General features: G+C 69.0%; 19 protein-coding genes. 16 read left to right on the top strand and 3 right to left on the bottom strand.

What is annotated here, in order from left to right; all coding sequences use genetic code 11:
- Positions 1 to 91: 91 nt before the first annotated feature.
- The 9 genes from AL346_RS23955 to AL346_RS23910 all read left to right on the top strand — a co-directional run bounded on the left by AL346_RS23955 (position 92) and on the right by AL346_RS23910 (position 8458).
- Positions 92 to 2170, top strand: a complete 2079-nt coding sequence (locus AL346_RS23955; protein WP_245258886.1) for a TonB-dependent hemoglobin/transferrin/lactoferrin family receptor — start codon at positions 92 to 94, stop codon at positions 2168 to 2170.
- A gap of 27 nt (positions 2171 to 2197) precedes the next feature.
- Positions 2198 to 2572, top strand: coding sequence for a VOC family protein (locus tag AL346_RS23950; RefSeq protein ID WP_050996596.1), 375 nt, complete (start codon positions 2198 to 2200; stop codon positions 2570 to 2572).
- Positions 2573 to 2607: 35 nt separating this feature from the next.
- Positions 2608 to 2949, top strand: coding sequence for an antibiotic biosynthesis monooxygenase (locus AL346_RS23945; RefSeq protein ID WP_019402058.1), 342 nt, complete (start codon positions 2608 to 2610; stop codon positions 2947 to 2949).
- A gap of 241 nt (positions 2950 to 3190) precedes the next feature.
- On the top strand, positions 3191 to 4354 hold the full coding sequence (locus AL346_RS23940) for a diguanylate cyclase (protein ID WP_019402057.1): 1164 nt from the start codon (positions 3191 to 3193) through the stop codon (positions 4352 to 4354).
- A 310-nt stretch (positions 4355 to 4664) separates the two neighbouring features.
- Complete coding sequence (locus AL346_RS23935; RefSeq protein ID WP_019402056.1) at positions 4665 to 5447, top strand: ABC transporter permease; 783 nt, start codon at positions 4665 to 4667, stop codon at positions 5445 to 5447.
- A complete protein-coding gene (locus AL346_RS23930; protein WP_019402055.1) occupies positions 5440 to 6228 on the top strand; it encodes an ABC transporter ATP-binding protein in 789 nt (262 codons plus the stop codon). Before AL346_RS23935 ends, AL346_RS23930 begins: the two co-directional genes overlap by 8 nt.
- Positions 6225 to 7205, top strand: a complete 981-nt coding sequence (locus AL346_RS23925) for an ABC transporter substrate-binding protein (RefSeq protein ID WP_019402054.1) — start codon at positions 6225 to 6227, stop codon at positions 7203 to 7205. The genes AL346_RS23930 and AL346_RS23925 overlap by 4 nt, the downstream gene beginning before the upstream one ends.
- A gap of 321 nt (positions 7206 to 7526) precedes the next feature.
- Positions 7527 to 7829 (top strand): hypothetical protein, encoded by a 303-nt coding sequence (locus AL346_RS23915; RefSeq protein ID WP_053194215.1) that lies wholly within the window; start codon positions 7527 to 7529, stop codon positions 7827 to 7829.
- On the top strand, positions 7826 to 8458 hold the full coding sequence (locus AL346_RS23910; protein WP_019402052.1) for a hypothetical protein: 633 nt from the start codon (positions 7826 to 7828) through the stop codon (positions 8456 to 8458). The genes AL346_RS23915 and AL346_RS23910 overlap by 4 nt, the downstream gene beginning before the upstream one ends.
- A gap of 296 nt (positions 8459 to 8754) precedes the next feature.
- Here AL346_RS23910 and AL346_RS23905 read toward each other — a convergent pair whose 3' ends face one another.
- Positions 8755 to 9525: a pseudouridine synthase gene (locus AL346_RS23905; protein ID WP_026015117.1), complete on the bottom strand. Its 771-nt coding sequence runs from the start codon at positions 9523 to 9525 to the stop codon at positions 8755 to 8757.
- Between the two features lie 191 nt (positions 9526 to 9716).
- The gene (gene pobA, locus AL346_RS23900; protein WP_026015116.1) at positions 9717 to 10886 is read right to left on the bottom strand and encodes a 4-hydroxybenzoate 3-monooxygenase; all 1170 of its coding nucleotides are present in this window, start codon (positions 10884 to 10886) and stop codon (positions 9717 to 9719) included.
- Between the two features lie 108 nt (positions 10887 to 10994).
- Here pobA and AL346_RS23895 point away from each other — a divergent pair, with 108 nt between their 5' ends.
- Positions 10995 to 11885 (top strand): helix-turn-helix domain-containing protein, encoded by an 891-nt coding sequence (locus AL346_RS23895; RefSeq protein WP_019402049.1) that lies wholly within the window; start codon positions 10995 to 10997, stop codon positions 11883 to 11885.
- On the opposite strand, the gene pcaQ is transcribed toward AL346_RS23895, so the two are convergent.
- Complete coding sequence (pcaQ, locus tag AL346_RS23890; RefSeq protein ID WP_019402048.1) at positions 11875 to 12792, bottom strand: pca operon transcription factor PcaQ; 918 nt, start codon at positions 12790 to 12792, stop codon at positions 11875 to 11877. The genes AL346_RS23895 and pcaQ overlap by 11 nt on opposite strands.
- Before the next feature lie 157 nt (positions 12793 to 12949).
- Here pcaQ and pcaC point away from each other — a divergent pair, with 157 nt between their 5' ends.
- From pcaC to pcaF, 6 genes are read left to right on the top strand one after another with little or no spacing between them, the layout of a single operon-like run.
- Positions 12950 to 13384, top strand: coding sequence for a 4-carboxymuconolactone decarboxylase (pcaC, locus tag AL346_RS23885; RefSeq protein ID WP_019402047.1), 435 nt, complete (start codon positions 12950 to 12952; stop codon positions 13382 to 13384).
- On the top strand, positions 13365 to 14117 hold the full coding sequence (pcaH, locus tag AL346_RS23880; protein ID WP_019402046.1) for a protocatechuate 3,4-dioxygenase subunit beta: 753 nt from the start codon (positions 13365 to 13367) through the stop codon (positions 14115 to 14117). Before pcaC ends, pcaH begins: the two co-directional genes overlap by 20 nt.
- Positions 14117 to 14725 carry a protocatechuate 3,4-dioxygenase subunit alpha gene (gene pcaG / locus AL346_RS23875; RefSeq protein WP_019402045.1) on the top strand — a complete coding sequence of 203 codons (609 nt, stop codon included), beginning with the start codon at positions 14117 to 14119 and terminating at the stop codon, positions 14723 to 14725. The genes pcaH and pcaG overlap by 1 nt, the downstream gene beginning before the upstream one ends.
- A 12-nt stretch (positions 14726 to 14737) precedes the next feature.
- Positions 14738 to 15595: a CoA transferase subunit A gene (locus AL346_RS23870; RefSeq protein WP_019402044.1), complete on the top strand. Its 858-nt coding sequence runs from the start codon at positions 14738 to 14740 to the stop codon at positions 15593 to 15595.
- Positions 15592 to 16371, top strand: a complete 780-nt coding sequence (locus AL346_RS23865; RefSeq protein ID WP_019402043.1) for a CoA-transferase subunit beta — start codon at positions 15592 to 15594, stop codon at positions 16369 to 16371. Before AL346_RS23870 ends, AL346_RS23865 begins: the two co-directional genes overlap by 4 nt.
- A complete protein-coding gene (gene pcaF, locus AL346_RS23860; RefSeq protein ID WP_019402042.1) occupies positions 16371 to 17573 on the top strand; it encodes a 3-oxoadipyl-CoA thiolase in 1203 nt (400 codons plus the stop codon). The genes AL346_RS23865 and pcaF overlap by 1 nt, the downstream gene beginning before the upstream one ends.
- The last annotated feature ends 3 nt before the right edge of the window (positions 17574 to 17576 follow it).

The raw sequence follows: 17576 nt of genomic DNA, 5'->3' as shown, positions 1-17576 counted from the left end.
CAGCCAGCCGAACCAGACAATTCGGACATTCGGGGGCTTCGATCACATGCGCGTTATGGCTCGCGCGGCGCTCTGCGCCACGGTTTCCTTCATGGCTCTGTCGGCCGCTCTGGCGCAGGAGGGGGCTGCCCAGCAGGCTGCCGCTCCGGGCGGGGAGGTGACGCTCGACGAGATCACGGTCACGGCGACGAAGACCGAGGACAGGGTCATCGATGCGCTGGCGGGCGTCAGCACGGTCAGCGAGCGCGACATCACCCGCCTGCAGCCCTCGCGCATCTCGGACGTGTTCCTCGGCGTGCCGGGCGTCACGACGTCGACGGACGTCAACGATCCGGGCCAGGCCATCAACATCCGCGGCATGCAGGATTTCGGCCGCGTGGCCGTGCTCGTCGACGGTGCCCGGCAGAACTACGGCAAGAGCGGGCACGGCGCCAACGGCAGCTTCTACCTCGATCCCGAGCTCGTCGGGGGCATCGACATCACGCGCGGTCCGGTGTCGACGATCTACGGCTCGGGCGCCATCGGCGGCGTCGTCGCCTTCCGCACGCGCACCATCGACGACGTCCTCGACGAGGACGAGCAGATCGGCGTCGTCCAGCGCCTCGGCGCCGGCACCAACGGCGCCAATTTCCTGAACAGCACGATGATCGGTGCGCGGCTCGGCACGGCGGCCGACATCTTCGGCCAGTTCGTCTGGCGCAACGAGACGCCCTACAAGGACGGCAGCGGCACGACCATCCGCGACACCGGCAGCCAGATCTCGGCCGGCAACGTCAAGTTCAACCTGCGCCCGGCGGACGGCCACACCATCTCGGCGACCGCGCTGTTCCAGGAATACAGCTACACCAACAGCGCCTACAACGATGCCGGCCAGGCCGTCGGTGCGCGCTTCGGCCACGAGGTGCAGACCGGCACCTATACGCTCGGCTACCGCTTCCAGCGGCCGGACGTGCCCTGGCTCGACCTGTCGATCAAGGGCTATTACGCCACGACGACGGACGACCAGCGCCTCATCAACCCGACCTCGGCCTATAGCTTCCTCGGCGCGCGTGCCGGCGCGGCGCGGCGCTTCGATGTCGGGACCCTCGGCTTCGATGTCTACAACACGGCGCGCTTCAGCACGGCCGCCGTCGACCATGCGCTGACCATCGGCTTCGATGCGTTGCGTGACGACGTCACCACCACCGACACGGCCGGCGGCTTCGCCTCGGCGCTGACGCCGTCGGGCCGGCGGCGCCTCGCCGGAGCCTTCGTCCAGGACGAGCTGCGCTACGGCGGCTGGCTGCGCGTCATCGGCGCCCTGCGCTTCGACGACTACAAGCTCGAGGGCGGGGGCAATGAATCGAGCGGCAGCCGCCTGTCGCCGAAGATCACCGTCGGCGTCACGCCGATCGAGGGCATCGAGCTCTACGGCACCTATGCCGAGGGCTATCGCGCGCCGACCGTAACGGAGACGCTGATCGCCGGCACGCACCCTTTCCCGGCCTTCAACATCCTGCCCAACCCCGGCCTGAAGCCGGAGGTCGCCAAGACCTGGGAAGCCGGCGTCAACGTGAAGTACGACGGCATCTTCACCGAGAACGACAAGTTCCGCGGCAAGGCCAACGTCTTCCTCAACAACGTCACCAACTTCATCGACATGGTCGAGGTCGGCGAACCCTACCGGATTCCGGTGGCGCCGGGCTTCCCGGCTGCGTTCTGCCGATTCCCCGGCACGCCTTGCGTCGAATTCTACGACCAGCAGTACCAGAACGTCGCTAAGGCGCGGCTCACGGGCGTCGAGCTGGAGGCCGCCTACGACTGGGGCGGCGGCTTCATCTCGCTGGCGGCGACGCATATCACCGGCAAGAACAAGCAGACGAACATGCCGCTCAACAGTGTCATGCCGGACCAGGTCAGCACGACGCTCGGTCTGCGCTTCCTCGACGACAAGCTGACGGTCGGCACGCGGCTCACCTTCGTCGACAATTCCAGCGAGGCGGTGTCCAACCCCACCAAGGGCTACGGTCTCGTCGACCTGTTCGCCTCCTATCAGTACAGCGACCGGATCCGGGGTGACGTCATCGTCAAGAACGTGTTCGATCGTCAGTACACGCAGTATCTCAATTCCGAGCCGAGCCCGGGGCTGACAGCCAAGTTCGCGCTCACCGTCAAGTTCGCGGCGAAGTAGTTGCAGTCACAGCAGCCGGGGGAGCCGATGCCGACGATTCCGATGGATACCGCGATACCGGTTCTGCCCAGCCGCGATTTCGCGCGCACGATCGCCTTCTACGGGCGGTGCGGCTTCGCCCTCGCCAATCGCTACGAGGATTACCTGATCCTGCGCCGCGACGGCATCGAGCTGCACTTCTTCGCCTTTCCCGAGCTGGAGCCGGCGAAGAACATCGCCGGCTGCTATCTCAGGGTGAGCGATCTTGCGCCCTGGCGGGAGGCTTTCGAGGCCGCGGGCCTGCCGCGGGAAGGTTGGCCGCGGCTCACGGATGCGGCCGACACCAGCTACGGATTGCGCGAATTCGCCGTGCTCGACGAGGATAACAACCTCGTCAAGTGCGGCGCGCCCCTGGCGCCGTAGGGCGCCTGCCCAGATCCATCCAAGGAGAAGAAACCATGTACATCGCCATGAACCGCTTCAAGGTTCATCCCGATTCCTGCGCCGACTTCGAGCGGGTCTGGCGCGAGCGCGACGTCTACCTGCATGAGGTGTCGGGGTTCGTCGAGTTCCACCTGCTGCGCGGGCCCCAGCACGACGACCACGTGCTCTATTCCTCGCACACGGTCTGGGCGAGCAAGGAGGCCTTCGAAGGCTGGACGAAGTCGGAAGCCTTCCGCAACGCCCACAAGGATGCCGGGCAGAACAAGGTGCTCTACCTCGGCCATCCGCAGTTCGAAGGTTTCGAGGTCATCCAGACCGTCACCAAGGACGGCGAGCGGGTGAACGCCGCCGCCTGAGAGCGAGAACCCCCATTCTGGAGACGGCAGAACGGGCGCGCTCCTGCCGGGGCGCGCCCGCTCCCGTTCCGTTCCGCTCAGGCCGCGGAAAACGGCTGAGGCACAGGTCGGCGCCAAAGCGGAAGACCCGCCGATTCAGGGAATGTTAGAGACCGGTGCGCATAGTGCCGGCCGCGGGCGGGCGCGTGCCCTGCGACGCCTGCATGGGCGGATCGACAGCGACAACACGTGAGGCGCTCCGGTGCTGGACCTTGTGACCGGCTTCGTCCTGTTCTCGGCCGCGGTCGCGACGGTCATGGCGGTGCTTCTGTATGTCTGGCTGCGCAACCGCCGCCATTACGGCAGCCTGTTCTGGGCCGCGGCCTTCGCATCGCTGGCGGCGGGCAGCCTGCTGATCGGCGCGCGCGGGCAGATCGCCGATCCCCTCTCCATCCATCTCGGCAATGCGCTGATGCTGCTCGGCTTCGCGCTGCTTCTGGCCGGCATCGCCAGCGTCAACCGGGAGCCGCTGCGCCTCGTCTTCCTGCTGCCGCTCGGCATCTGGCTTGTCGGCATGGCGGCGCCGCAATTCGCCGGCAGCGTCGCCTTTCGCATGGTGCTCTATCACGAGGCCGCGCTCGTCGCCTATGCCCTGATGGCCTGGAGCCTGTGGCGGAGCCGGCGCCGTTCGCCGGCAAGGCTCATGCTCTTCTATCTCAGCTGCGCCAGCGTCGCGACGAGCGCGGTCATCATCGCGGCCGTCGTGCTCTGGCCGCCCGAGGATTTCCTGACCTATCGCCTCGGTCCCTATGTCCTCATCGCCGGGACCATGGCGCTCATGGGCACGGTGCTCGTGGGCGGGCGGCTCCTGAACGAGGATGCCGACGTCACGCTCACGGTCCTCGCCGAGACCGACGACCTCACCGGCGTTCTCAACCGTCGCGGCGTTACTCGCCGGTTTGCGGCCCTCCGGCATGCGGCCGGACAGCCGCTCGTCGGCGTTCTGATGTTCGATCTCGACCATTTCAAGCGTATCAACGATGCTCACGGCCATGCGGTGGGCGACCAGGCGCTCGTCCATTTCGCGGCGGTGGCGCGGGCGCATCTGCGGGACGGCGACATCTTCGGCCGGCTCGGCGGCGAGGAGTTCTGCGCCATCCTGGCGGTCTCATCGGCCGGGGAAGCCGTTGCGGTGGCGGAACGGATCCAGTCGGCGCTCAAGGCGGTGCCGCTCGTCACCGCCGCCGGGCATGTCGGCGTCACCGTCAGCACGGGCGTCTGCGTAGAACCTGCCGGAGGCGCGACGCTCGAAGCGCTCCTCAGCGCTGCCGATGCCGCGATGTACCGGGCGAAGTCGCGCGGCCGTGACTGTATCGTTGCCGATGTCGCCCGTGCCTCCCGGGATCTTCGCAGGGCTGCCGGCTGACAATCCCGGGAAGAGTGCTCTGGAATGGCGTCGCAGGCTGGCCATCCCGCCTGGCAACAGCCGTCCTTTGATCACACGTGCCGTCAGATCAATTCGCGATCCGAGCGAATTGCAGATCGTAATATTCATCGGGAAATACGAACGAGTTTTATGCCTTCACGATATGAAAGCATGATATTCGCGTTCTTGGAAATTGTAATAATTACAAAATACGAGCTTTATATTGCCAGTACGGAGATGAAGTCATAAGACGCGCCATCCGCCGATGGTGGCGGACGCCCATTGGCGTGACATCCCTTCGTACGAGAGAATGGCCATTCCCGGTCTTGCAAGACATGCCGGCGCCGCCTGCGTCCTGATCGCCCTTTCGGCGGCGTGGTGGCTCGCTTCGGCGGGCGGGCTCGTCTCGGCCTTCCTGCTGCCGCTGCCCGAGACGGTGCTGGCGACGGGCTGGGAACTCATCAGCGACGGCACGCTCGGCGCGCATGTCGCGGTGAGCATCGGGCGCATCCTTGCGGGCTATGGCCTTGCCGTGGCGCTCGCCCTGCCGCTTGCCTTCCTCTTCGGGGTCTCGCCGGCGGCCCGCCAGGCCTTCGAGCCGGTGCTGGAGTTCCTGCGCCAGGTGCCGCCGCTCGCGATGATGCCGCTCCTCATCCTCTGGCTCGGCATCGGCGAGGCGCAGAAGATCGGCATCATCGTCCTCGCCTGCTTCTTTCCCATCTTCCTCGGCGCGCTCGGCGGCATCGCGCAATGCGATCCGAAACTCGTCGAGGTCGGCCGCGTCTGCGGGCTCGCACAGCGGGACATCCTGCGCCGCATCGTGCTGCCGGCGGCGCTGCCGTCGATCGTCATCGGCCTGCGCCTCGCGCTGGGGCAGGGGTGGCGCGCGCTCGTCGGCGCGGAGCTCGTCGCCTCAGCGGCGGGGCTCGGCTACATGATCGTCGATGCCGAGCAGCTGGCGCGCACCGACATCGTCATCGTCGGCATCTTCGTCATCGGCACGCTCGGCCTCCTCGCCGATTTCGGCGTGCGCCGGCTGATCGCGCGCACCGCGCCGTGGCTGCGCCAGCGCACCGAGATCACCCATGCTTGAGCTCCGTGGCCTCGGCAAGCGCTACACGGTCCGCGAGCGGGAGGTCGTGGCGCTGGCGGAGGTCGACCTCGCTTTGCCGCCCGGCAGCTTCACGGTCGTGGTGGGCCGCTCGGGCTGCGGCAAGTCGACCCTGCTGCGCCTGCTCGCCGGCCTGACCGCGCCGACGACGGGCGAGATCAGCCACAGCCGCGGGCGACCGACCGTCGGCTGCGTCTTCCAGGAGCCGCGGCTGATGCCGTGGCTCACCGTGGCCGGCAATGTCGGCTTCGGCCTCGTGGGGAAGGTCGCGAAGGTCGAGATCGCCGCGCGGGTCGAGGCGGCACTCGCGCTCGTCGGTCTCGCCGATTTCCGGCACGCCTATCCGGACCAGCTGTCCGGCGGCATGGCGAGCCGGGTGGGGCTGGCGCGCGCCCTCGTGCTCGAGCCCGAGCTGCTGCTGCTCGACGAGCCCTTCGCCGCGCTCGACGCCTTCACGCGCCGCGGCCTGCAGGGCGAACTGACGGACATCTGGCTGGCACGCCGGCCGACCGTCGTCTTCGTCACGCATGACGTCGAGGAGGCGGTGCTGCTCGCGGACGAGGTCGTTCACATGGATGGCGGCCGAATCATCGGGCGCCGGCCGGTGCCGCTCCCGCGCCCGCGCGATGCGACGGACCGGGAGCTCGTCGCCCTGCGCCGCGCTATCCTCGACGACCTTTCGGGCGGCGCGGGCCGGCGGCCGCAGCCCGCCCAGGACTTCTTGCACCGCGACCCCTTCTTGCAACAGGAGACGACTCCGTGATCCCGACGACCCGCCGCAGCATCATCACCGCCGCCCTGGCGCTTGCCGGGGCATTCTCGCTGGCCGGCGCGGCAGGCGTCGCCACGGCCGCCGAGAAGCCGAAGACGGTGCGCATCACCTATGTGGCATCGCCCTTCAACGTGCCCTCCATCGTCATGCGCGCCAAGGGCTACCTCGACGAAGCCTTCGCGCCCTTCGGCATCACCGTGGAATCGCCGGAGATCACCTCGGGCGCCCAGCAGGTGCAGGCCATCGCGGCGGGCGAGATCGACATCGCGAGCGTCCTCGGCGGCTCCTCGGCCATCCTCGGCAAGGCGAACGGCGCCGACGTCATGGTGATCGCCGCCTACAGCCGCAATCCGGAAGCCTACGGCATCCTCGCCGCCAAGGGCGGGCCGGCCTCCGTCGCCGATCTCAAGGGCAAGACCGTCGCCGGTCCCAAGGGCACCGTCCTCAACCAGCTGCTTGCGGCGGCGCTCAAGGCGAACGGCATGACGCTCGCCGACGTCGACTACATCAACATGGACCTCGGCGCGGCCCGGGCCGCGCTGCTCGCCGGCAAGGTCGATGCCGCGACGCTCGCCGGCAACAACGCGCTCGCTGTGGAGCAGGCCGGCGGCCATGTCATCGTCAACGGCAAGGGCCTCCTCAACCCGACGACGGTCATCGGCGTGCGCGGCGCCTTCCTGAAGGAGCACCCGGACCTCGTCGAGGCCTATCTCGCCGCCCATCGCAAGGCGCTCGACTTCATGGCGAAGGAGCCGGAGGAGGCGCTGAAGCTGGCCGCCGAGGAGCAGAAGATCTCGCTCGAGGACGCCCGCCGCATGAACGCCTGGTACGACTTCACCCTGGCGATGACGGACGCCGACGTCGCCAATCTCGCTGCCGACCAGGACTTCATGGTCGAGGCCGGCATGCTGAAGAAGACCATCGACGTGAAGGCCGACCTCATCGCGCCGATCGCCTTCGGCAAGTGAGGCGGCGATGATCGACGCTCTGCTTCTGGATTGCGAGCAGACCGAGGGCGGCGTCAACTTCCTCATGAAGAGCGTCGATCTCGGCTCGCGCCTCGACGTCGTGCCGCTCTACGAGCTCGGCGGCGTCGACCTTGCCGCCTATCGCGGCCTGCTGATCGGCCTCCACGCCGATCAGCGCTACCTGCTCGCCCGTAAGGCGCAGCTCGAGGCCTTCCTGAAGGGGGCGGCACCATCGTCTTCTGCGGGCATGTCGCCTATCCGTTCCTTGACGAGCTGGCGCCCTACCGGGCCATTCCCGACTATACGGTCGCGGATCTCGAAGTGGTGCGGATCGCCGACCACCCCGTCTGGGAGGGGGTCGATCCGGCGCATCTCACCTTCCGGCGGGGCGTCGCCGGCTTCTATGGACGCGGCGCCAATCCGCCGCCACCCGGCGCGCGCGTCATCCATGCGCTCGGCCCGGGCCGCCATCCGGTCGATTTCGAGGCAAGGCCCGCCGCCGGTGGGCGCCTGCTGGTCCATGCGGGGGCGGACCTGTGGGGCTACGTGGATTCGGGCACGAGCGCCGCACGCATGGCCCCGCAGCTTCTCGACTGGATCGCCGCTGAGGAGGACACGCGATGAGCCTTGCGGTTGTCGAAGGCGGTTCCTACTACCACCACGAAACGATCAACGCCCCGCGGTTCCGGGACCGTTTCGACCATGCCTTCTATGCGCCGGACCTCGCGGAAGGTGATCTCGACGGCTTTGCCGCGGTCATGGTGGCGGACCGGGTCAGCCCCACGGTCCTGCGCGCCAAGCGGCGGCTCTTCCTGCGCTACCTCAGTGAGGGCGGCACGCTGATCGTGCTCGGCGAGAACCAGGCGCATACCTGGGCGCCGGGCGTCGAATGGACCTTCAGGCCGACGAATTTCTGGTGGTGGCTCGACAAGGGGACGGATCCCGGACACCGGATCGCCAATCCCGACCACGAGATCTTCCGCCACGTGTCGCAGCGCTCGGTGGTGTGGCACTTCCACGGTCTGCTGCACCCGCCGCCCGGCGCCATCCCGCTCGTCACCATCGCGCCCGAGATGGGCGGCGGGCCCGACGGCACCCTGCTCTACGACCATCCAGGCGTCGCCGGCGGCAAGGGGCGGCTGGTGGTGACGACGCTCGACCCCTTCTACCACAACGGCAGCCACTTCATGCCTATGGCGACCGCCTTCCTCGGCGGGCTGCTCGACTGGACCGACGCGACCTTCCGGCGCTGATGCCGGTCGTTTGAACATGAGTTCAGATTGGTGCGTGCGTTGATCCTCCCCCGCAGGGGGAGGTGGCGCACGAAGTGGCGACGGAGGGGGCACGCGGCTCAGACTGTGAACACCATCCCCGGCCTCGACCCCGCCCGTCTCGCGCCTTCGAACTCGGGCTTGTTTGAGTTCGACATCTTGAATGCCCGAAGTCGGATAAATCCGACTTCGGATGGCGCGATCCATCCTCTCCTCAAGGGGAGGGATCAAGCCGAAGCCAAGCTCAAGCCTCCGGCGCCGCGTTTTATTCAAACTGTCTAGCGCGGCGCCTGGTCGAGCCGGGCCTTTTCCGCGGGCGTCAGGTGCCGCACGGCACCCTTGGGCAGGTCGCCCAGCATGAGGCCGCCGATCGCGACGCGCACGAGGCGCAGGACCTCGATGCCGAGGGCTTCGAGCATCCGCCGGATGTGGCGGTTCCGACCGTCGTTGAGCACGATCGCGAGCCAGGCGTTGCGCTGTCCGGCCCGCAGCACGGCGGCCGATCTGGCGCACAGGTGCTCGCCGTCGACCGTCAGGCCGGCGGTGAGGCGGGCGAGCACCGCCTCGTCCGGCACGCGGTCGATCTGCACGTGATAAGTCTTCTCGACATCGGAGGCCGGGTCGAGGAGGCGCTGGGCCCAGCGCGTGTCGTTGGTCATGAGGAGAAGGCCCTCGCTCGCCTTGTCGAGGCGGCCGACCGGCGCGACGAAGGGCAGTGTGAGCCCGTCAAGGCAATCGTAGACCGTTGCCCGCTCCGCGGGGTCGTCGCGGGTGGTGACGAGCCCCCGCGGCTTGTTGAGCATCAGGTAGACCTTGCGCTCGGCGACGACCGGCTTGTCGTCGACCGTGATGCGCGCCCGGCCTGGATCGACCCGGATCGTCGCATCACGGACCGTGCGTCCGTCGAGCTTGACGCGACCCTCGGCGATCAGGGCCTCGGCCTGCGTGCGCGAGCAGAAGCCGAGCTTCGACAAGGCGCGCGGCAGGCTGACGACCGCGCCTGCGGTGTGCCGGGGCCCGCCTCGGCCCCTCGGAAGAGGTCGGTTCACGGCCGGCCACCGGGGGCGCGGGCCGCTGCGTCACGGGACGCGCGGGGCGGGCAGGAGATAGGACCTGCGTGCAATTGATCCTGCTCCTGCCGGATGGGTTGCCGGCAGGCGCTTTAGGGTCTTCCATGCCGCAATGCAATATCGCTGCTGCAATGCAGCGCTGCCTTTCCCGCCGGCCGCGGCCCGGCCGGTCAGTCCGGCAATCCGGTGTAGTTCTCGGCGAGGCTCGTCGCGGCGGCGCGCGAGGACGTCAGATAGTCGAACTCCGCCCGCTGGATGCGGCGGCCGAAGGCGCCGGTCGTCGGGAAGACGTGGAGCAGCGACGTCATCCACCAGGAGAAGCGTTCCGTCTTCCAGGTGCGGGCGAGGACCTTGGCCGAATAGCCCTCGATGCCGGCGCCGGACTTGTCGCCATAGTGCTCGATGAAGGCATCCGCGAGCAGCCGCACGTCGTGCATCGCCATGTTGAGACCCTTGGCGCCGGTCGGCGGCACGATGTGGGCGGCATCGCCCGCAAGGAACAGGCGGCCGAAGCGCACCGGCTCGGCGACGAAGCTGCGCAGCGGGGCGATGGATTTCTCGATGCTCGGTCCAGTCGCGAGCCGCTCGGCCACCTCCGGGTTGAGGCGGCGCCGCAACTCGTCCCAGAAGCGCTCGTCCGACCAGGCCTCGACCTTCTCGTCGGCGTCCACCTGCACGTAATAGCGGCTGCGGCTCGGCGAGCGCATGGAGCAGAGCGCGAAGCCGCGCTCGTGGTGGGCGTAGATCAGCTCCTCCGCCACGGGCGGCTTGTCGACGAGCACGCCGAGCCAGCCGAAGTGGTAGACACGCTCGAAGATCTGGATCGCCTTCTTCGGCACGCTGACGCGTGTGACGCCGTGGAAGCCGTCGCAGCCGGCGATGAAATCGCAGGCGATCTCGTGCGTGACGCCGTCCTTGCGGTAGCGCACGCGGGGGCGCGTGCCGTCGAAATCGTGGATCGAGACGTCCTCGGCCTCGTAGATGGACAAGGCGCCGGACCCTGCCCGCGCCTCCATCAGGTCGCGCGTCACCTCGGTCTGGCCGTAGACGGTGACGTGGCGGCCGATGAGACCCGAGAAGTCGATGCGGTGCATGTCGCCGTCGAAGGAGATCTCGACGCCGTCGTGCACGAGGCCTTCCGCCTTCAGGCGCTCGTCGACGCCGGCACGGGCGAGGAGTTCGACCGTGCTCTGCTCGAGGACGCCGGCCCGGATGCGGCCGAGGACGTAGTCGGCGCTGCGCCGCTCGATGATGACGGCCTCGATGCCGGCCCGCTCCAGCAGCCGGCCGAGCATGAGCCCGGCGGGCCCCGCCCCGATGATCGCAACCTGGGTACGCATGTCGTCCTCCCCGCGGCCTTCGCGGCCGCTCGTCATTGGCGACAAGTCTGTGGAGCGCAGGTGCGATTGCCAATGGACGGAGCGGACAAAGAGTTGGACGATACGAACATGACCGACATCCCCGTCTACGCCCTCTACGGCGAGAACACCTACTCCGAGGAGCAGAACTGGCTGCACTGGGAGACGATCACGTCGCGCAGCCGGCTCTACGGCTTCCACATCGCCCCGCACCGGCACGAGCAGTTCTTCCAGGTGCTGTTCCTCGCCCGCGGCGCGGCGCGGGTGACGCTCGACGGCCTGGAGACGGCGCTTGCGGCGCCGGCGCTCGTCACGGTGCCGGCGCTCACCGTGCACGGCTATGCCTTCTCGCCCGACGTGGAAGGCTTCGTGCTGACGCTCTTCGAGCGCGACCTTGCTGGCCTCCTCGCCGAGGTGCCGGACATCCTGGCCGGCTTCGCGCGGCCGTGCATCCTCAGGCCCGAGACGGAGGGGCTGTCGCCGCTCGCGGCCGACATCGCCCGCCTCGCGCAGGAGGCGGACCGGGCGGCACCCGGCCAGGCGCTCGCCGTCAGGGCGCGGCTGGTGCTGCTGTTCCTCGCCATCCACCGCATCGGCCTTGCCGCCCCGGCCGCGGCGGACGGTGCGGCCGCCGTCACGGCCCGGCACCTGCGCGCCTTCCAGGCGCTGGTCGACCGGCATTACCGGGACAACCGCGCGCTGTCCTTCTATGCCGGGGCGCTCGGCATGAGCACGACGCATCTCAACCGCATCTGCCGGCGCGAGCTCGGCATCACGGCGCTCTCCGCCATCGAGGGCCGCGTCCTTGTCGAGGCCAAGCGCTACCTCAAATTCAGCGCCCTCAGCGTCAAGGAGATCGGCATCATCCTCGGCTATGCCGACCCGGCCTATTTCACCCGCTTCTTCACGCGGGCGGCGGGCGTGACGCCGAGCCGCTTCCGTGCCCTCTCGCGGAGTGAGGAGGCGGCGCTCACAGCCTGAGCACCTCCACCGTGTCGCGGATGGCGCGCGAGAGGATGTCCATCGCGGCATTTCCGGTCTCGCCCTGCCGCGTCGTCAGGCCCACGGCGCCGCGCGTCTCGGAGGTGTCGATCGGCAGGAGCCGCAGCAGGCCGTCGGCCACGTCGGCGGCGACGACGCCCTCGGAGATGATCCACACGGCATCCGAGCTGCGCACGAAGGCGCGGCCGAACGCGTCCGACACCGTCTCGATCTCGCCGGGCAGCTCGGCGATGCCGTGGGCGAGCAGGAAGCGCTCAACGAAGGGGCGGATGACGGAGCCGCGCGTCGGCATGAGGATCGGGAATTCCCGGATGCGCGCGAAGTCGAGCCGGCCCGACAGGAGGGGGTGGCCGGCGCGCACCACGAAGCGGACCTGCTCGGCATAGAGATGCTCGAAGGCGAGGCCCGCCATCTGCTCCGGCGCGGCGAGGCGGCCGACGACGATGTCGAGCTGGCCGAGGCGCAACTGGTCGAGCAGCACGATGTTCTCGCCGGTGACGATCTTGGTCTGGCTGCCGGTCTCAGCCGCCAGGAACTGCGCCATGGCGCGCGGCATGATGCGCGTCGAGACCGTCGGCAGAGCGCCAATGCGGATGGGCGGGCCGCCGCCCGCCCGGGCGCGGGCGACGCTGTCGATGCCCTGCTGCACGGCGGCGAGGCTCGCCCCCGCATGGCGCAGGAACAGTTCGCCGTAATGCGACAGGCGGATGCCGCGGCCCTCGCGGTCGAACAGAGGGGCGCCGAGGATAGCCTCGAGCTCGCGGATCGTCTTCGTCACCGCCGGCTGGCTGACGTTGAGCACCTCCGCGGCCTTGCCGATGGAGCGCTGGCGGGAGACTTCGAGAAAGGTCCTCAAGTGGCGCAGGCGCACGCGACCGTCAGCCATCCAGGCCTCCACAACAGATAACGTACAGGTTATCATAAGCGGCGCTTTTATCATTTTACAGAAAGATTTTCGCGCAGCACTATGACGCCAACGAATGACGGCACCGTCCACCGCAACGAGCGCGGGGCGACAAGCCGGACGTGGGAGGAAGGGCTCAATGCCGACCGAGGACGAACCGTCCGAGCGCTATCTCCAGGGCCTCGCCACGCGGCGCACGGTTCTCGGCGAGGCGCATGTCGAACGGGCGCTCGCCAACCAGAGCGGTTTCGACGGCCCGTTCCAGTCCCTCATCACCGAAGCCGCCTGGGGCCACGTGTGGTCGCGCGAGACGTGGACGAAGCGCGAGCGCTCCATGGTCACCATCGCCCTCCTGGCCGCCCTCGGCCATTACGAGGAGATGGCCATGCACGTGCGCGCCACGGCCCGCACCGGTGCGACAATGGACGACATTCGCGAAGCCCTGCTGCATGTTGCCATCTATGCCGGCGTGCCGGCCGCCAACCAGGCGATCAAGGTGGCGCGCGAGGCGCTCGCCGGCATGAAGGAGGACGAGGGGCATGGAGACGAGGGGCATGGACAAGCGGCTCTCTAATCTCGCGTCCGAGGCGGCGCCCTTCATGGCGCGCGACCGCGGCCGGCATCCGCCGGCCTATGCGCCCGGCTACAAGTCCAGCATCCTGCGTGCGCCGGGCGAGGCGCTCGTCTCCTTCGAGAGCACCTTGTCGGAGAAGACCGGGCCGGCCTTCGGCCACAACGTCATCGGCGCGCTCGACAACGACCTCATCCACAATTTCGCCAAGCCGGGCGAATCCGCCATCGGCGAGCGCATCATCGTGCACGGCCGCGTGCTCGACGAGAACGGCCGGCCGGTGCCGGACGTATTGGTGGAATACTGGCAGGCCAATGCCGGCGGTCGCTATCGCCACAAGCGGGAAGGCTATCTCGCCCCGCTCGATCCCAATTTCGGCGGCTTCGGCCGCTCGCTGACCGACAGCGAAGGGCGTTACTGGTTCCGCACCATCCGCCCCGGCGCCTATCCCTGGCCGAACGGCGTCAACGACTGGCGCCCGGCCCACATCCACTTCTCGGTCTTCGGCTCCGGCTTCGCCCAGCGGCTCATCACGCAGATGTATTTCGAAGGCGACCCGATGATCGCGCAATGCCCGATCGTGCGCACGATCGCCGACCCGGCGGCCATCGCCCAGCTCGTCGCGGCGCTCGACATGGCCAATGCGGTGCCGATGGACAGCCGCGCCTACAAGTTCGACATCGTGCTGCGCGGGCGCCGCTCCACCTTCTTCGAGAACCGGCCGGAGGGGAACTGATGGTCCAGCACCTCGACCGCCTCAGGGAAACGCCGTCGCAGACCGCGGGCCCCTATGTCCACATCGGCCTGACGCCGAATGTCTGCGGCATCACCGGCGTCACGCCGGAGGACCTCGGCGCCCGCATGGTGGCCGACGGGGTCCGCGGCGAGCGCATCACTATCCGCGGCCGGGTGCTCGACGGGGCGGGGCGGCCGGTGAACGACTGCGTCGTCGAGATCTGGCAGGCGGATGCCGCCGGGCTCTACAACAGCCCGATGGAGCATCGCGGGGCCGCCGACCCGAACTTCACCGGCTTCGGCCGCTGCGCCGCCGACGAGGAGGGCGTCTTCTCCTTCGACACCGTGAAGCCCGGCCCCGTGCCCGGGCCGCGGGGGGCGACCATGGCGCCGCACGTGAGCTTCTGGATCGTCGCGCGCGGCATCAACATCGGCCTCCACACGCGCATGTATTTCTCCGACGAGGAGGCGGCGAACCGGGACGATCCCGTGCTGCGCCGCGTCGTGCCCGCCCGCGTGCCGACGCTGATCGGCCGGCGGGAGGGCGACACCGTCCATTTCGACATCCGCCTGCAGGGCGAAGACGAGACCGTTTTCTTCGACGTTTGAGGGCAAAGCCTGATGGCGACTTTCATGAGCCTCGCCGAGGCCGTCAGCAGCAACCTCTTCGACGGCGACACCGCCGCCTTCGAGGGCTTCACGCATCTCATCCCCCACGCGGCGGCGCACGAGGCCATCCGCCAGGGGCGGCGCGACCTGACGCTGGTGCGCATGACGCCCGACATCGTCTACGACCAGATGATCGGCATGGGCATGGCGAGAAAGCTCGTCTTCTCCTATGCCGGCAATCCGGGCGTCGGCCTGCTGCGGCGACTGCGCGACGCGGTGGAGAACGGCTGGCCGCATCCGGTCGAGATCGAGGAGCATTCCCACGCCGCCATGGCCAACGCCTACGAGGCGGGCGCGGCGGGCCTGCCGTGCGCCGTCTTCCGCGGCTACAAGGGCGCGAGCCTCGCCAGGGTCAATCCCAACATCCGCTCCGTCACCTGCCCCTTCACCGGCGAGGAACTGGCGGCGGTGCCGTCGATCCGCCCGGACGTGACCTTCATCCACGCCCAGAAGGCGAACCGCCGCGGCGACGTGCTCATCGAGGGCATCATCGGCATCCAGAAGGAGGCGGTGCTCGCGGCAAGGCGCGCCGTCGTGACCGTGGAGGAGGTGGTGGAGGATTTCGCGGGCGTCCACCCCAACGCCTGCGTGCTGCCGCACTGGACCGTGAAGGCCATCGCCGTCGTGCCCGGCGGCGCCCATCCCTCCTATGCCCACGGCTATTACGCCCGCGACAACCGCAGCTACCTCGAATGGGATGCGATCGCCGCCGACCGGGAGGCTTTCACGGCGTGGATGAAGCAGAACGTTCTCGACAAGGACGCGGACGTCTTCGCGGGCCGCGTCGCAGCGCTGAGGGCCGCACGATGACGGGCTTTACCTCCGACGAGATGATGACCATCGCCGCGGCGCGGGCGCTGAAGAACGACGATGTGTGCTTCGTCGGCATCGGCGCCCCCTCGGCAGCCTGCAACGTGGCGCGCCTCACCCACGCGCCGGACATCACCCTCATCTATGAGAGCGGCACCATCGGCACGGCGCCGGAGGTGCTGCCTTTGTCCATCGGCGACGGGGAATTGTGCGAGACGGCGGTGACTACCGTCTCGGTGCCCGAGATGTTCCGCTACTGGCTGCAGGGCGGACGCATCAGCGTCGGCTTCCTCGGCGCGGCGCAGCTCGACCGCTTCGGCAACATCAACACCACGGTGATCGGCGACTACCAGAAGCCGAAGGTGCGCTTGCCCGGCGGTGGCGGCGCGCCCGAGATCGCCTCCTCCTGCGGCGAGATCTTCATCACCATGAAGCAGTCGAAGCGCGGGCTCGTGGACAAGATCGACTTCTTCACCTCCTTCGGCCATGGCGAGGGCGGCCATGCGCGCGAGAGGCTCGGCCTCAGGACCAAGGGCCCGACGCTGCTCATCACCGACCTCGCCATCTGGAAGCCGGACCCGGAGACGAAGGAATTCACCGTCACCTCGCTTCATCCGGGCGTGACGCGCGAGGCGGTGCAGGAGACCTGCGGCTGGCAGGTGCGCTTTGCGGCGGGCCTTACCGAGACGCCGGCCCCGACGGCGCTCGAGCTCGACACCCTGCGCGCCCTGAAGGCCCGCACGGCCGCCGCGCACGGCGGGCAGGAGGTGGCCTGATGGCGGAAGCCTTCATCTGCGACTACGTGCGCACCCCCATCGGCCGCTTCGGCGGGGCGCTGGCCGGCGTGCGGGCGGACGATCTCGCCGCCGTGCCGCTGCGGGCGCTCCTCGCCCGCAACGCCGCGCTTGATGCGGCGGCGATCGACGACGTCATCTTCGGCTGCGCCAACCAGGCGGGCGAGGACAACCGCAACGTCGCCCGCATGGCGCTCCTGCTCGCAGGCCTGCCGGACAGCGTGCCGGGCACCACCATCAACCGCCTGTGCGGCTCCGGGATGGACGCGGTGCTCACAGCCGCGCGCGCCATCCGGGCGGGCGAGGCCGAGCTCATGATCGCCGGCGGCGTCGAGAGCATGAGCCGCGCCCCCTTCGTCATGCCGAAGGCGGAGAGCGCCTTCTCGCGCCATGCCGAGATCCACGACACGACCATCGGCTGGCGTTTCGTCAATCCGCTGATGAAGGCGCAGTACGGCGTCGATTCCATGCCCGAGACGGGTGAGAACGTGGCGGCCGAGTTCGGCGTCTCGCGCGCCGACCAGGACGCTTTCGCCCTGCGTTCGCAGCAGCGCGCCGCCGCTGCCATCGCCTCCGGCCGCCTCGCCCGCGAGATCGTGCCGGTCGCGATCCCGCAGCGGAAGGGTCCGGATGTCGTCGTCGAACGCGACGAGCATCCGCGCGAGACGACGCTCGAGGCGCTCGCGCGCCTGCCGACGCCCTTCCGCCAGGGCGGCACGGTGACGGCGGGCAACGCCTCCGGCGTCAACGACGGCGCGGCCGCGCTCGTCATCGCCTCCGAGGCCGGGGCGAAACGGCACGGGCTCACGCCGATCGCGCGCATTCTCGGCGGCGCCGCGGCCGGGGTTGCGCCGCGCATCATGGGCTACGGCCCGGTGCCGGCGACGCGCAAGCTGTGCCTCAGGCTCGGCATGGCGCCGGAGAACTTCGAGGTCGTCGAGCTCAACGAGGCCTTCGCCTCGCAGGGGCTCGCGGTGCTGCGCGGGCTCGGCATCGCGGACGACGCGCCGCACGTCAATCCGAACGGCGGTGCCATCGCCCTCGGCCATCCGCTCGGCATGTCAGGGGCCCGCATCACCGGCACGGCGGCGCTGGAGCTCGCCGCCCGCAAGGCCCGTCACGCCCTCGCCACCATGTGCATCGGCGTCGGTCAGGGCATCGCCATCGCGCTCGAGGGTGTGTGACGG

This window comes from Chelatococcus sp. CO-6 (assembly GCF_001271345.1).
Lineage (GTDB): Bacteria > Pseudomonadota > Alphaproteobacteria > Rhizobiales > Beijerinckiaceae > Chelatococcus_A > Chelatococcus_A caeni.
Note: the sequence above shows the minus strand (reverse complement) of the source record. Positions and strands in the feature narration are given on the sequence as shown.

Excerpts from the sequence above, each read along its gene's own strand:
- AL346_RS23955 (WP_245258886.1), top strand. The coding sequence starts at position 92 with ATGGCTCTGTCGGCCGCTCTGGCGCAGGAGGGGGCTGCCCAGCAGGCT.
- AL346_RS23950 (WP_050996596.1), top strand. The coding sequence starts at position 2,198 with ATGCCGACGATTCCGATGGATACCGCGATACCGGTTCTGCCCAGCCGC.
- AL346_RS23945 (WP_019402058.1), top strand. The coding sequence starts at position 2,608 with ATGTACATCGCCATGAACCGCTTCAAGGTTCATCCCGATTCCTGCGCC.
- AL346_RS23935 (WP_019402056.1), top strand. The coding sequence starts at position 4,665 with ATGGCCATTCCCGGTCTTGCAAGACATGCCGGCGCCGCCTGCGTCCTG.
- AL346_RS23930 (WP_019402055.1), top strand. The coding sequence starts at position 5,440 with ATGCTTGAGCTCCGTGGCCTCGGCAAGCGCTACACGGTCCGCGAGCGG.
- AL346_RS23910 (WP_019402052.1), top strand. The coding sequence starts at position 7,826 with ATGAGCCTTGCGGTTGTCGAAGGCGGTTCCTACTACCACCACGAAACG.
- pobA (WP_026015116.1), bottom strand. The coding sequence starts at position 10,886 with ATGCGTACCCAGGTTGCGATCATCGGGGCGGGGCCCGCCGGGCTCATG.
- AL346_RS23895 (WP_019402049.1), top strand. The coding sequence starts at position 10,995 with ATGACCGACATCCCCGTCTACGCCCTCTACGGCGAGAACACCTACTCC.
- pcaQ (WP_019402048.1), bottom strand. The coding sequence starts at position 12,792 with ATGGCTGACGGTCGCGTGCGCCTGCGCCACTTGAGGACCTTTCTCGAA.
- pcaC (WP_019402047.1), top strand. The coding sequence starts at position 12,950 with ATGCCGACCGAGGACGAACCGTCCGAGCGCTATCTCCAGGGCCTCGCC.
- pcaH (WP_019402046.1), top strand. The coding sequence starts at position 13,365 with ATGGACAAGCGGCTCTCTAATCTCGCGTCCGAGGCGGCGCCCTTCATG.
- pcaG (WP_019402045.1), top strand. The coding sequence starts at position 14,117 with ATGGTCCAGCACCTCGACCGCCTCAGGGAAACGCCGTCGCAGACCGCG.
- AL346_RS23870 (WP_019402044.1), top strand. The coding sequence starts at position 14,738 with ATGGCGACTTTCATGAGCCTCGCCGAGGCCGTCAGCAGCAACCTCTTC.
- AL346_RS23865 (WP_019402043.1), top strand. The coding sequence starts at position 15,592 with ATGACGGGCTTTACCTCCGACGAGATGATGACCATCGCCGCGGCGCGG.
- pcaF (WP_019402042.1), top strand. The coding sequence starts at position 16,371 with ATGGCGGAAGCCTTCATCTGCGACTACGTGCGCACCCCCATCGGCCGC.